This window comes from Actinocorallia libanotica, assembly GCF_039525175.1.
Lineage (GTDB): Bacteria > Actinomycetota > Actinomycetes > Streptosporangiales > Streptosporangiaceae > Actinocorallia > Actinocorallia libanotica.
On sequence record NZ_BAAAHH010000059.1, the window covers coordinates 16,780 to 30,836 of the forward strand.

Genomic DNA, 14,057 nt, shown 5'->3' on the forward strand with positions numbered 1-14,057 from the left:
GACATTACCCGACGATTGCCCGCCTACCTCCGAGCAACGCCGTACCGATGCGCACGTGTGTCGCACCACAGGCGATCGCCTCCTTCAGGTCACCGCTCATGCCCGCCGAGACGATTCCGGCATCCGCGTGGACGGATCTCACTTTCTCGGCGTATCCGGCCAGCCGTTCGAACGCCGGAGCCGCAGGGGCGCCCAGCGGCGCGACCGCCATGATGCCACCGAGACGCAGTCCGGGGGCGGCGGCCACCCGGTCGGCCAGTGCCAAGAGATCTTCAGGTTCTACCCCGCTCCGCCCTGCTGAACCAGGCGGATCCAGCGAAACCTGGACCAAACAGGTCACATCCCGCTCCCGCCGCACCGCCTCCCGGGAGAGCGCCTCGACCAGGCGCGGCCGGTCCACCGAGTGCACGACGTGCGCGTACTCCAGGACCGACCTGACCTTGTTGGTCTGCAGCGCGCCGACGAAGTGCCAGACGAGGGGGAGATCGGCGCAGGAGGCCGCCTTGGGGGCGGCCTCCTGGTCGCGGTTCTCTCCCACGTCGACGACGCCGAGCCCCGACAGCAGCCGGACGTCGGAGGCGGGGAACGTCTTGGTGACGGCGATCAGGGTGACCTCGCCCGGCTCGCGGCCGGCCTCCCGGCAGGCGAGCGCGATGCGCTCGCGCACGTCGCGCAGGTTGGCCGCGAGCTCCTCTTCGCGCCTCACCGCTACTTCAGGAAGTCCGGGACGTCGAGGGGATCGTCGTCGTCGAACACGACGGGACGCCGCCGGGTGGGCTCCCCTCCGGTAAACCGGTCAAAACGGGTCACCGCGGGCGGTTCCGGCGCCGGCCGCGGCACCTTAGGGTGCACCGGCTCCTCCGGGGCGGCGGGCGGCTCATCCGGCTCGGCCGCGAACTCCTCGGCGGGCGCGGGCTCGCGCGGCGGCTCGGGTTCCCTGGGCTCGGGCGGCGGCGGCGCCACCGGCGGCTTGGCGGCCGCCTCGGTCACCGTGGGCCGGGGCGGCGGTGGCGGCACCCGTTTCTCCGCCGGTTCGGGCACCACCGGCTGGAGCTCGTCGAAGCCCGCCGCGATGACGGTCACCCGCACCTCGTCGCCGAGCGCGTCGTCGATGACCGCGCCGAAGATGATGTTGGCGTCCATGGCCGCGGCGTTGGACACCAGCTGCGCCGCCTCGTTGATCTCGAACAGGCCGAGGTCGGAGCCGCCGGAGATGGACAGCAGCACCCCGTGGGCGCCGTCGATGCTCGCCTCCAGCAGCGGGCTGGAGATCGCCATCTCGGCGGCCGCGACGGAGCGGTCGTCGCCGCGCGCCGAGCCGATGCCCATGAGCGCCGAGCCCGCGCCGGACATGACCGACTTGACGTCGGCGAAGTCCAGGTTGATCAGGCCCGGCGTGGTGATGAGGTCGGTGATGCCCTGCACACCGGAGAGGAGCACCTGGTCGGCGGCCTTGAAGGCGTCCAGCACGCTGACCTGCCGGTCGGAGATCGACAGCAGCCGGTCGTTGGGGATGACGATGAGGGTGTCGACCTCGTCGCGCAGGGTCTCGATGCCGGCCTCGGCCTGCATCGCCCGGCGCTTGCCCTCGAAGCTGAAGGGCCGGGTGACCACGCCGATGGTCAGGGCGCCCAGGGTGCGGGCGATGTTCGCCACGACCGGCGCGCCGCCGGTGCCGGTGCCGCCGCCCTCACCCGCGGTGACGAAGACCATGTCGGCGCCCTTGAGCACCTCCTCGATCTCCTCGCGGTGGTCCTCGGCGGCCTTGCGGCCGACGTCGGGGTTGGCGCCGGCGCCCAGCCCCCGGGTGAGCTCGCGGCCGACGTCGAGCTTGACGTCGGCGTCACTCATCAGGAGCGCCTGGGCGTCCGTGTTGATCGCGATGAACTCGACGCCCTTGAGCCCCTCTTCGATCATCCGGTTGACGGCATTGACACCGCCGCCGCCGATACCGACGACTTTGATGACCGCTAGGTAGTTCTGCGGTGCTGCCACGAGGAGGGGCCTTTCCGCTAGCTTCTGTTTTCCGATAAACCTTGACCCTCAAGTTGAGCCTTACAGTTATGTCAACCTGAGGACTTCGTAGGACAGTAGGGCTGCCCCTCATCAGGGTCAACTAACGTCGGCCCAAGGGAATCGGCGTGTCGCAGTGGCGCTGACTCACCCTGTTTCGCGGTGATTGACGATCATCTGGTAGTGACGACTTCCGGCGCGCTGACATCGATGGTCCGCGCGGCACGGCCGGTCTTGGTGGCCAGCAGCGCCTTCAGCAACCGGTGCTTCTCCTCGGCGCGCCCGGCCGCGCCCCACACCACGTCCAGCCCGCCTTCCAGCCGCAGGACCACGGATTCGGCGCTCAGTGCCTCGATCGTCACCAGGCGCGACTTCCAGCGGTGCGGCAGCTCCCGCAGCACCGCCAGTCCCTCCCGGGTGGAGGGATCGCCCGCGCCGGGCGCCGCCACCACGAGAAGCGGCAGGTGGGCGGGCCGTGCGGGCGTGGTGAGAACTGTCACACCGAAACGATCCACGTGGTGGAACAGCCCGTTCTGCTCCACCGTCGCGATCGGGGTGCGCTCCCGGACGGCGATGACCAGGGTGGTGGGCCAGTCCCGGGTCACCGAGACGGACTCCACCTCGCGGGACTTGCGGATCCTGCGCTCGATCGCCTCCGCGTCCAGCCGCGCCATCGGCGCGCCCAGCGGCACCTGCGCCGCCGCCAGCACCTTGTCGCGCTCCAGCAGCGAGATCCCGCGCACCGCCACCTCGCGCACCACCAGCAGCTTGGAGCCGAGCACCACCCAGACCGCGGCGCCCAGCAGCGAGGCGATCAGCAGGACGACGAACATCACCTTCCAGCGGGCGCGCCGGGGGCGTCCGCGGCCGGGCGCCTCCCCGGACGCGGCCTCTGCCCCCGAGGGCGGCGACTGCGTGGTGGCCATGTGCCGATGATGTCCTCTCCCCCGCCCCGGCCGGGCTCCGACACGCCCGGCCGGACCGGGACGCGGGTCAGGAGAGCAGGGACAGGATGCGCGGGCCGAGCGTGGTGACGTCGCCCGCGCCCGCGGTGATCACGACGTCGCCGGGCTCGGCGAGCCCGGCGACCCGCTCGGCGGCGGTGGCGAAGTCCGGCAGGTAGTGCACCTGCGGCCCCTCGGGCACCGCGTCGGCGATCAACTCGCCCGTCACCCCGGGCTCGGGGTCCTCGCGGGCGCCGTAGACGTCCAGGACCACCGCGACGTCGGCGGCGCCCAGCGCGGCGCCGAACTCCGCGGCGAAGAACCGGGTGCGGCTGTACAGGTGGGGCTGGAAGACGACGATGATCCGGGACCGGCCGCTCTCCCGGACGTAGTCGCCGGTGGCCGACAGGTCGGCGGTCAGCTCGGTCGGGTGGTGGGCGTAGCTGTCGAAGACCTGGACGCCGCCGGCCTCGCCCTTGAGCTCCAGCCTCCGGCGGGCGCCGCCGAAGGCGGCGAGCCCCTTGACCACCCCCGCCTCGTCCACGCCCAGCGCCCGCGCGACCGCGACGACGGCCGCGGCGTTGAGCGCGTTGTGGCGTCCGGGGACGGCCAGCTCCACGGCGCCCGCGCCCGACAGCTCGAACGTCGAGCCGAGCCCGCGCGGGGTGAACCCGGTGACCCGCACGTCGGCGTCCTCGGCCTCGCCGTAGCCCAGCACCCGCGGCGCGGCGGCCGCCAGCTCCCGCACCACCGGGTCGTCGATCCCGGCGACCAGCACCCCGCCCGGCTCGATGCGCTCGATGAACCGCGCGAAGTTCGCCTTGACCTCCTCGAACCCCCCGTAGTTGTCCAGGTGGTCGGCCTCGACGTTGGTGATGACCGCGACCTGCGGGGAGTACATGAGGAACGAGCCGTCGCTCTCGTCGGCCTCGGCGGCGAACACGTCGCCGGTGCCCTCCGCGGCGCCCAGCCCCGTGGTGACCAGCTGGCCGCCGATGCAGTAGGACGGGTCGAGGCCCGCGTGCTGCAGCGCCACCGTGAGCATCGAGGTGGTCGTGGTCTTGCCGTGGGTGCCCGCGACGGCCACGGCCCGCCGGCCCGCCATGAGGGAGGCCAGCGCGGCGGCCCGGTGCAGGATCCGCAGCCCCCGCCCGCGCGCGGCGGCCAGCTCGGGGTTGTCCTCGCGGATGGCGGTGGAGACCACGACGGTGTCGGCGTCGCCCAGGTGGGCGGCGTCGTGCCCGACGAAGACCTTCGCGCCCATCTCCGCGAGCTGCTCCAGCAGCTCCGAGTCCCGGGCGTCGCTGCCGGAGACCGCCATCCCGCGGCCCAGCATGATCCGCGCGATGCCGGACATGCCGGCGCCGCCGATCGCGATGAAGTGCACCCGGCCCAGCCGGTCGGCGGGAACGACGTCGACGGGATCGACCAGGCTCACTGCCCTCCCCCTCTTCTGGCTCTGACGACTTCGAAGACCAGCTGCGCGAGCTTGACGTCCGCCTCCCGGTGGCCCATCCGCGCGGCGGCCTCGGACATGCGGGCGACGGCGTCGGCGTCGCGCAGGATCGGTATCACGTTGTGCACGATCCACTCCGGGGTCAGCGCCCCGTCGTCGACCATGAGGCCGCCGCCCCCGTCCACGATCGGCCGGGCGTTCAGCGCCTGCTCGCCGTTGCCGATCGGCAGCGGCACGTACGCCGCGGGCAGGCCGACCGCCGACAGCTCGGCGCACGTCATCGCGCCCGCCCGGCACATGGCCAGGTCCGCGGCGGCGTAGGCGAGGTCCATCCGGTCGCAGTACGGGATCGTGACGTACTGCGGCTCGCCCGGACGCCCCGGAGGCGCCTCCTCGGTGTTCTTCTTGCCCACGATGTGCAGCACCTGAACCCCCGCGGAGCGGAACGCCGGGGCCGCGGCCACCGCCGCCCGGTTGAGGGAGCGGGCGCCCTGGGAGCCGCCGAAGACCAGCAGGGTCGGCAGGTCGGCGTCGAGTCCGAAGTAGCTGCGCGCCTTGTCGCCGATGGCCAGCCGGTCGAGCTGGGCGATCTGCCGGCGGATCGGGATCCCGACGAACCGCGCGTGCGGCAGAGGCGAGTCGTGGTGGGAGACCGCGACGTGCTCGGTGAAGCGCGCGCCGAGCTTGTTGGCCAGGCCGGGCTTGGGGTTGGCCTCGTGCACGATGATCGGCACGTGCCGGCGGCGCGCGGCCAGGTAGCCCGGCGTCGCCACGTACCCGCCGAAGCCCACCAGGACGTCGGCGCCGACGCGGTCCAGGACGCCCGCCGCGGTGTTGATCGCGCCGTTCAGCCGGCCCGGCACGGCCAGCAGCCGGGGGGTGAGCGTGCGCGGCAGCGGGACCGGGGGGATGAGCGCGAGCTCGTAGCCGCGCTGGGGGACCAGGGTGGTCTCCAGCCCGCGCTCGGTGCCCAGGCAGGTGATCTGCACGGACGGGTCCATGCGCCGCAACGCGTCGGCGAGGGCGAGCGCCGGCTCGATGTGCCCGGCTGTTCCACCGCCGGCGAGGACAACCCTCATGACACGACGACCTTTCTGCGGAGGTTCTCGGATCCCGGTACGGGGGGGTTCATCTGGGTCCCAGACCCAGCCAGCTTAGGACGCGCGCGAACGGTCCGGGGCCACGAGCGGCGAGTGCCTGGCGGGCGCCCGGCTCCCGCTTGGCGAAGGCCAGCAGGACGCCCAGCGCGATCAGCGTCGGGATCAGCGCCGATCCCCCGTAGGAGACCAGCGGCAGCGGGATCCCGGTGATCGGCAGGACGCGGATGACCGCGCCGATGTTCACGACCGCCTGGACCACCACCCAGATGGTGATGCCGGTGGCGGCCAGCCGCATGAAGGGGTCGCGCACCCGCCGGGCGATCCGCAGCCCCGCGTAGGCCAGCAGCCCGAACAGGCCGAGCACGATGAGGGTGCCGACCAGGCCGAGCTCCTCCCCCAGGACGGCGAAGATGAAGTCGGTGTCGCCGTGCGGCAGGTACTCCCACTTGGCCCTGCCCTCGCCCAGCCCCTGGCCGAACCAGCCGCCCGAGCCCAGCATGTAGATGCCCTGGTTGCTCTGGTAGTTGGCGCCCAGCGGGTCGCCGGTGGGGTTGATGAAGCCGGTGAGGCGCTTCATCCGGTAGGGCTCGACCACGATGAGGATGGACGCGAGCAGCATCACCAGCCCCAGGACCCCGATGAACAGCCGCAGCGGGGCGCCGATCACCCACAGCAGCGCCAGGAAGATCACGAAGACCACCAGGGTGGTGCCCAGGTCGTCGCCGAGCATGACCAGCAGCACGATGAGGCCGGTGCCGGGCAGCAGCGGGATGAGCAGCTGCTTCCAGTCCGTCAGCATCCGCAGCTTCTCCTTGCGGGCCAGCAGGTCCGCGCCCCACAGCACCAGGCCGAGCTTGGCCGGTTCGGAGGGCTGGAGCTGCAGGCCGCCGCCGAAGCTCAGCCAGCGGGTCGCCCCGCCCGCGCTCTGGCCCAGGCCCGGCACGAGCACCAGGGCGAGGCCGAGGATGGCCAGCAGCATGATCGGATAGGCCAGCACCCGGAAGGTGCGCACCGGCAGCATCGCGGTGATCGCCATCAGCGGCAGGCCCACGGCCACCCAGGTCGCCTGCTTCTGCAGCAGCGTGAACGCCGAGCCGGTGTTCTTGAGCTGCACGACCGAGGAGGCCGACAGCACCATGGTCAGGCCCAGGGCCAGCAGCAGCAGGGTGCAGCCGATGACCAGGTAGTAGGAGGTGAGCGGGCGGTCCAGCAGGCTGAGCACGCTCGCCGCCTGGGCCTTCAGTCCCGCCCTGGTGCGTCCGGGCTCGGCTTCTCCGGTCGGGGCGGCCGTCACGAGCGCGGCTTCTCCCCTCCCGCCGGGGGCCCGGCGGAGTCGGGGTCGGCGGCGGGCGCCTGCCGCCGCACCGCGGCGGCGAACGCGTTCCCGCGCGCCTTGTAGTCGGTGAACATGTCCATGGAGGCGGCCGCGGGGGCCAGCAGCACCGTGTCGCCCGGCCGTGCCAGCCGGGCCGCCTCTCGCACCACGAGATCCATCGCACCAGTGTCGGTCTCGGCGACCTCGCGCACGGGGACGTCCGGCGCGTGTCGCCGCAGCGCCTCGGCGATCCGCTCCCGGTCGGCGCCCAGCAGGACGGCGCCGCGCAGCCGGGGCGCCGCCGCGGCGACGAGCTCGTCGACGTCGGCGCCCTTGAGCAGGCCGCCCGCGATCCACACGATGGACTCGTAGGCGGCCAGGGACGCCGCGGCGGCGTGCGGGTTGGTGGCCTTGGAGTCGTCCACGTAGTCCACCCCGCCGGCGGACGCCACGAACGCGATCCGGTGCGGGTCGGGTTTGAAGGCCCGCAGCCCCTCGCGGACCGCCTCGCACGGGACGCCGAAGGTCCGGGCCAGCGCGGCGGCGGCCAGGGCGTTGGCCACGTTGTGCGGGGCGAAGGGGACGACGTCCTTCAGCTCGGCCAGCTCCTCGGCCGAGCGCGCCGGGTCGGCGACGGTGGCGCGGTCCACCAGGAGGTCCTCGACCACGCCGAACTGGCCGGGGGCGGGCATCCGCAGGGTGAACCCGCGGGCGTCCGGGCCGGCCAGCCGCACGGTCGCCTCGTCGTCGGCGTTGCAGACGCGGATCGTGCCCGGCCCGTAGATCCTGCCCTTGGCCGCGGCGTAGGCGTCCAGGGAGCCGTGCCAGTCCAGGTGGTCGGGCGCGATGTTGAGGACCGCCGCGGCGTGGGGCGCCAGCGTGGAGGACCAGTGCAGCTGGTAGCTGGACAGCTCGACGGCCAGCACGTCGTGCTCGGCCAGCACCGCCTCCACGATGGGCTCGCCCACGTTGCCGACGGCCACCGCGTCGTGCCCGGCGGCCCGCAGGATGGAGGTGAGCATCCGCACCGCGGTGGTCTTGCCGTTGGTGCCGGTCAGCGCCAGCCAGGGCGCGGCGCCGTCGGCCGGGCGCAGCCGCCAGGCCAGCTCCACCTCGCCGATGACCTCCACGCCCCGGGCGGCCGCGGCCGCCAGCAGCGGCGTCGACGGCTTCCAGCCCGGGGAGGTGACGACGAGCTCGGCGTCGGCGGGGAGGGTCTCGCCGTCGCCGAGGCGGACCGCGACGCCCGCGGCCCGCAGCTCGTCCAGGCCCTCGATGCCCTCGGTCCGGGCGTCCACCGCGGTGACGAGGGCCCCGCGCCCGGCCAGCACCCGCGCGGCGGCCCGGCCGGACACGCCCAGCCCGGCCACCGTGATGTGAACGTCCTCGAACCTCATTACTTGGGCACCCACTCCAGATAGAACAGGCCGACGCCGGTGGCGACGCACAGCCCGCAGATGAGCCAGAACCGCACCACGATCGTGGTCTCGGCCCAGCCCGACAGTTCGAAGTGGTGCTGCAGCGGAGCCATCTTGAACAGGCGTCTGGGCTGGTCGAACAGTTTACCGCTGATCTTGAACCAGCCCACCTGCAGGATCACCGACATGGTGATCAGCACGATCATGCCGCCGAGGATGGCGAGCAGGATCTGGGTGCGGGTGGTGATGGCCAGGCCGACCAGCACGCCGCCCAGGGCCAGCGAGCCGGTGTCGCCCATGAAGATCTTGGCGGGCGGGGCGTTCCACCACAGGAAGCCGAAGCACGCGCCCAGCACCGCGGCGGCGACCACCGCGAGGTCCAGCGGGTCGCGCACCTCGTAGCAGTGCGGGAGCTGCGCCTCGGCGCAGCTCTGCCGGAACTGCCAGTTGCCGATGATCACATAGGCGGCCAGGATCAGGCCCACGGTGCCCGAGGCCAGGCCGTCCAGGCCGTCGGTGAGGTTCACCCCGTTGGAGACGCCCTGGATGAGGATCAGCGCCCACAGCACGAACAGGTACGGGCCGATGTTGGGCCCGAAGTCGCGCAGGAACGAGAAGTAGCTGTCGGCCGGGGTCACCTGCATCGCGTTGGGGAACTGCAGGCAGCCGACCGCGAAGACGACGCCGACGATGACGATGCCGGTGGCCTTGGCGCGGCTGCGCAGGCCGAGGCTGCGCTGCTTGAAGACCTTGATGTAGTCGTCGACGAAGCCCACGACGCCCAGGCCCGCCATCAGGAACAGCACCAGCCCGCCGGAGACCGTGGGGGTCGTCCAGGTGATCAGGTGGGCCGCGGCGTAGCCCAGCAGCGAGCCGATGACGATCACGGTGCCGCCCATGGTGGGGGTGCCGCGCTTGCTCTGGTGGGTGCTGACGCCGTCTTCACGGATCATCTGCCCGTAGCCGAGGCGGACCACCAGCCGAATCCACAGGGGGGTGCCGAGCAGGCCGATGATCAGTGCGATCCCGCTCGCCAGGATTACGTTGGTCACGCCTCAGCCTCCGCGGGGGCGTCCGTGAGCAGCGCCCGGGCCACCCGCTCCAGTCCGGCGACGCGCGAGCCCTTCACGAGCACCACGTCCCCCGGCCCGAGCCGGTCGCCCAGCACGGCCACCGCCGTACCGACATCGTCCACCTGTACGCACTCTCCGTTCCATGTCCCCACCTGCTCGGCGCCCTTCAGCAAGGGCGCCGCGGCCGGGCCGACCGCGATCAGACCGGTGACACCGCTCCGCGCGGCATGTTGTCCGATCTTCTCGTGTTCCGCAACGGAAGATGGCCCCAACTCCGCCATGTGACCGAGTACGGCATAGGTCCGCCGCCCTCCGGACATCGCGGACAGGGCGTCGAGCGCGGCGCGCATCGACTCGGGATTGGCGTTGTAGGCGTCGTTGACGACCGTCAGGCCGTCCGCCCGGCGGTCCACCTCCATCCGCCAGCGGCTGACCGGCACGGCGCGCGACAGCGCCGCGGCGACGTCATCCAGCGCCATCCCCGCCTGCAGGGCGGCGGCCGCGGCGGCCAGCGCGTTGGCGACGGCGTGCGCACCGTGCAGCCGCAGCTCCACGCGGGCGCGGCCCTGCGGCGCGACCAGGGTGAACCGGGCGCGGCCGTCGGCGTCGAAGTCCTCCTCCTCGGCCCGCACGTCGGCGTCCGGGGAGCGGCCGAACAGCACCACCCGCCCGGCCGTGCGCGCGGCCATGGCGCGCACCAGCGGGTCGTCGGCGTTGAGCACCGCCGCCCCGGCGGGCTCCAGCGCCTCGACCAGCTCGCCCTTGGCCCGCGCGACCGCCTCGCGGCTGCCGAACTCGCCCAGGTGGGCGGTGCCGACGTTGAGCACCACGCCGATGTCCGGCGGGGCGATCCGCGTCAGGTAGGCGATGTGGCCGACCCCGCGCGCGCTCTTCTCCAGCACCAGGAAGCGGGTGTCCTCATCGGCCCGCAGCACCGTCAGGGGGTGGCCGATCTCGTTGTTGAGCGAGCCCTCGGGCGCGACGACCGAGCCGGCCTCGGCCAGGACGTGGGCGATGAGGTCCTTGGTGGAGGTCTTGCCGGAGGAACCGGTGATCCCGATCACGGTGGTGCGCGGCAGCCGCTCCAGCACGCCCCGGGCCAGCCTGCCCAGGGCGCCCACGACGTCGTCCACCCGGTGGACGTCGTCGCTGGGCCCGGCCACGACCACGGGGACGCCCGGCAGCGGCCGCGCCCCCAGCACGCCCGCCGCGCCGGAGGCCATCGCGGCCGCGGCGAAGTCGTGGCCGTCCACCCGCTCGCCGGGCAGCGCGACGAACAGCGCGCCGGGCCCGGCCAGGCGGGAGTCGATGACGGCGGGGCCGCTCACCCGGGCGTCGGCGCCGTGCAGCGTCCCCCCGGTCAGTGCGGCGATCTCGGACAGGGAAAGCTCGATCACCGGCACTCCCGGATGGCCTTGGCGAGGACCTCGCGGTCGTCGAACGGTGTCACGCGGCCCGCGGTGTACTGGCCGCGCTCGTGGCCCTTGCCCGCGACGACCAGGACGTCGCCGCGTCCGGCGCGGGCGACGGCCAGCGCGATCGCCGCGGCGCGGTCGGGCTCCACCACGATGTGGGCGCGCTCGGCCGGAGGCACCCGCAGGACGCCCTCCAGCATCGCGGCCAGGATCCCCAGGGAGTCCTCCGAGCGCGGGTTGTCGTCGGTGAAGACCGCCAGGTCGGCCAGCCGCGCCGCGGCCTCGCCCATGAGCGGGCGCTTGCCCTTGTCGCGGTCGCCGCCGCAGCCCAGCACGACGACCAGCTCGCCCTCGGTGACCGGGCGCAGCGTGGTGAGCACCGCCTCGACGGCGCCCGGCTTGTGCGCGTAGTCCACCAGGGCGACGAACTCCTGGCCCTCGTCCACGCGCTCCATCCGGCCGGGCACGCCCGGCATCCCGCCGATGCCCTCGACCGCGCGCTGCAGCGGGATGCCCGCCTCGACCAGGGCGACGATCGCGCCGAGCGCGTTGGCGACGTTGAACGGGCCGGCCAGCCGCACCTGCGCGACCGCCTCGATGCCGCCGGGGCCCACGATCCGGAACGAGCTGCCCTCCGGGCCCAGGCGCACCTCCTCGGCGTGCCAGTCGGCGCCGCGGTCGCCGCCGGGCGAGAAGGTGGTGAACGGCACACCGGCGATCCCGGTGAGCCGTCGCCCGTAGGGGTCGTCGACGTTGATGACGCCGACCCGGCTGTGCGCGGGCGTGAACAGCTTCGCCTTGGCAGCGAAGTAGTCGTCCATCGTCGGGTGGTAGTCGAGGTGGTCCTGCGACAGGTTGGTGAACAGCGCCACGTCGAAGACCGCGCCGCCGACCCTGCCCTGCTCCAGCGCGTGGCTGGAGACCTCCATCGCGATCGCCTCCACCCCGCGCTCCAGGGCGGTGGCGAAGGTGGCGTGCAGGTCGGTGGACTCGGGGGTGGTCAGCGCGGACGGCAGGCGCTCCCCCGCCAGGCGCGTCTCCACCGTCCCGATCACGCCGGTGGGCAGGCCGGCGCCCGCCAGGCCCGCCTCCAGGATGTAGGCGGTCGTCGTCTTGCCGCTGGTGCCGGTGACGCCCACCAGCAGCAGCTGCCCCGCGGGGTCGCCGTACACGTAGGCGGCGGCGTCGCCCAGCACCGGGCGCACCGCCTCGACGACCAGGACGGGCAGCCCCGTCTCCTCGGCCGCCTCGCGGCCCTGCTCGTCGGTGAGGACGGCGGCCGCCCCGGCCTCCGCGGCCTGCGCGGCGAACTGCGCCCCGTGGAAGCGCGCGCCCGGAAGCGCGGCGTACAGATCACCCGGCCCGACCTGCCGGGAATCGTGGGTGATCCCGGAGATCTCGCCCTCGAACGGCCCGGGCACCCCGAGCCGCTCTGCGAGACCCGACAGCGGCCGAGCGGGGTTGCTCGAAGGACGCATCTACTGGCTCTCTCGTACGGACATGCTCTGTCTGACGCCGGCGCCGGGACCGCGGTTGGGCCCTCGTCAGTCGGCGAACATCTTCAGGGACGGCGCCGCCGTCCCCGTGGGGGCCACCTTGCGGGACTTCAGGGCGAACTCCATCACTTCCTTGAAGACCGGCGCGGCCACCTCGCCACCGTAGTATCCCCTCTTGGGATCCTGCAGCACGACCTGGACGATGAGCTGAGGATCGTCGGCCGGAGCCATGCCCACGAACGACGCCGTATACCCGTCGTAGCGCTTCTTGGACTCCACGTAGCGGTCGGCGGTTCCGGTCTTGCCCGCCACCCGGTACTCGGCGATGTGCGCCTGCGGGGCGGTGCCCTCCTGGGTCGTGGCGCCCTCCAGCATCCGGATCAGCTGGTGCGCGGTGTCCTCGCTGATGACCCGGCGGCTGCTCGGCTGCTCGGCGGGTGTGAAGTTCCCCTCCCCGTCCAGGGTGCCGGCGACCAGCGTCGGGGTGACCCGGACGCCGCCGTTGGCGATGGTGGCGTAGACGCTGGCCATCTGCAGGGCGTTCACCGAGATGGTCTGCCCGTAGGAGATCGGGTAGCGGTCGGTGCCGCTCCACTCCTCCGGCGGGTGGAACAGGCCGGCGGTCTCCCCCGGCAGCCCCACGCCCGTGCGCGAGCCGAACCCGAACGCCGTCAGGTAGGCGTACATCTTCTCGTCGGTGAGGTTCTCCGCCGCCATGATGGTGCCGACGTTGCTCGACTTGGCGAGGATGCCGCCGAAGGTGAGGCCCTTCCACAGCTTGTGGGAGTGGGAGTCCTTGAACTTGGTCTTGTACTTCCAGATGTGGTCGGGGACGTCGAAGGGCGTCTCCGGGGTGACCAGGCCCTCCTCCAGCAGCGCGGCGGCGGTGATGACCTTGCCGGTGCTGCCGGGCTCGAAGGCCTCCCCCACCGCGCGGTTGCTCAGCTGGGACGCGTTGGCCTTGGAGTACTCGTTGGGGTCGTAGGACGGGTAGGAGGCCATCGCCAGGACCTTCCCGTCGGGGGTCATCACCAGGACGGTGCCGGACTCGGCCTTGTGCTTCTTCACCGCGGCGGCGACCTCCTCCTCGGCCCGCCACTGGATGTCCTGGACCAGCGTCAGCCGCAGGCCCTTGCCGGGCACCGGCTCCTTGACCTGGCCCTCGCCCATCGGGATGTGCTGGCCGTCGGGGCTGATCTCCACCCGCTGCCAGCCGGACACGCCCTTGAGCAGCTTGTTGTAGGCGTACTCCAGCCCCTCGCCGCCGTCGCCGTCCTGGTTGACGAAGCCGATGACGTTGGCGGCGACCGCGTCGGCCGGGTAGGAGCGGCGCGACTCCGGCACGGTGCCGACTCCCCGGTAGCCCAGCGACAGCACGAGCTCGGCCCGCTCGGGCGGCACCTGGTGGATGAGCGGCACGTACTCGGTGCCCTTCTTGTCCAGCGCCTTCAGCACGGCGCCGACGTCCAGCCCGAGCACGGAGGACAGCCGCGCCGCGATCTCGGTCTTCTTCTCCGGCTCCACGCGGGTGGGGTCGACGAAGATGCCGCGCGCGGCCTGGGTGAGCGCCAGCAGGTTGCCGTCGGCGTCGGTGATGTTCCCCCGCACGGCGGGCAGGTCGATCGGCTGCAGCCGCTGGTCCATGGCGGCCTCGGCGTACTTCTCGGAGTCGATGCCCTGCAGCTGCACCAGGCGCCCGGCGAACAGGGACAGCACGAAGGCGATCACCAGCAGCCCGGCGTTGAGCCGCCGCATCGGGTCCTTCAGCCGCATCGACGTGCGCGACGCGGGGCGGCGCGGCGGGCGGCGCGGCCGGGCCGCGGGGCG

11 protein-coding genes are annotated in these 14,057 nt (G+C 72.9%); all 11 read right to left on the minus strand.

Going from position 1 to position 14,057, the window contains the following annotated elements; genetic code table 11:
- Positions 1 to 4 precede the first annotated feature (4 nt).
- Entirely contained in the window at positions 5 to 706 is a 702-nt protein-coding gene (locus ABD140_RS37220; RefSeq protein ID WP_344247251.1) for a YggS family pyridoxal phosphate-dependent enzyme, read from the minus strand.
- Between the two features lie 2 nt (positions 707 to 708).
- Positions 709 to 1,995, minus strand: a complete 1,287-nt coding sequence (gene ftsZ, locus ABD140_RS37225) for a cell division protein FtsZ (protein WP_344247253.1) — start codon at positions 1,993 to 1,995, stop codon at positions 709 to 711.
- Between the two features lie 191 nt (positions 1,996 to 2,186).
- Positions 2,187 to 2,939, minus strand: coding sequence for a cell division protein FtsQ/DivIB (locus ABD140_RS37230; RefSeq protein ID WP_344247255.1), 753 nt, complete (start codon positions 2,937 to 2,939; stop codon positions 2,187 to 2,189).
- Between the two features lie 67 nt (positions 2,940 to 3,006).
- Positions 3,007 to 4,395 (minus strand): UDP-N-acetylmuramate--L-alanine ligase, encoded by a 1,389-nt coding sequence (murC, locus tag ABD140_RS37235; protein ID WP_344247257.1) that lies wholly within the window; start codon positions 4,393 to 4,395, stop codon positions 3,007 to 3,009.
- Positions 4,392 to 5,492 carry an undecaprenyldiphospho-muramoylpentapeptide beta-N-acetylglucosaminyltransferase gene (murG, locus tag ABD140_RS37240; protein WP_344247259.1) on the minus strand — a complete coding sequence of 367 codons (1,101 nt, stop codon included), beginning with the start codon at positions 5,490 to 5,492 and terminating at the stop codon, positions 4,392 to 4,394. The genes murC and murG overlap by 4 nt, the downstream gene beginning before the upstream one ends.
- Positions 5,493 to 5,541: 49 nt before the next feature.
- Positions 5,542 to 6,807: a putative lipid II flippase FtsW gene (gene ftsW / locus ABD140_RS37245; protein ID WP_344247261.1), complete on the minus strand. Its 1,266-nt coding sequence runs from the start codon at positions 6,805 to 6,807 to the stop codon at positions 5,542 to 5,544.
- A complete protein-coding gene (gene murD, locus ABD140_RS37250) occupies positions 6,804 to 8,225 on the minus strand; it encodes a UDP-N-acetylmuramoyl-L-alanine--D-glutamate ligase (protein ID WP_344247263.1) in 1,422 nt (473 codons plus the stop codon). Before murD ends, ftsW begins: the two co-directional genes overlap by 4 nt.
- Complete coding sequence (gene mraY / locus ABD140_RS37255; RefSeq protein WP_344247265.1) at positions 8,225 to 9,298, minus strand: phospho-N-acetylmuramoyl-pentapeptide-transferase; 1,074 nt, start codon at positions 9,296 to 9,298, stop codon at positions 8,225 to 8,227. Before mraY ends, murD begins: the two co-directional genes overlap by 1 nt.
- On the minus strand, positions 9,295 to 10,716 hold the full coding sequence (locus tag ABD140_RS37260; RefSeq protein WP_344247267.1) for a UDP-N-acetylmuramoyl-tripeptide--D-alanyl-D-alanine ligase: 1,422 nt from the start codon (positions 10,714 to 10,716) through the stop codon (positions 9,295 to 9,297). The genes mraY and ABD140_RS37260 overlap by 4 nt, the downstream gene beginning before the upstream one ends.
- Positions 10,713 to 12,212 carry a UDP-N-acetylmuramoyl-L-alanyl-D-glutamate--2,6-diaminopimelate ligase gene (locus tag ABD140_RS37265; protein WP_344247269.1) on the minus strand — a complete coding sequence of 500 codons (1,500 nt, stop codon included), beginning with the start codon at positions 12,210 to 12,212 and terminating at the stop codon, positions 10,713 to 10,715. The genes ABD140_RS37260 and ABD140_RS37265 overlap by 4 nt, the downstream gene beginning before the upstream one ends.
- Before the next feature lie 66 nt (positions 12,213 to 12,278).
- Complete coding sequence (locus tag ABD140_RS37270) at positions 12,279 to 14,003, minus strand: peptidoglycan D,D-transpeptidase FtsI family protein (RefSeq protein WP_486303357.1); 1,725 nt, start codon at positions 14,001 to 14,003, stop codon at positions 12,279 to 12,281.
- Positions 14,004 to 14,057 lie beyond the last annotated feature (54 nt).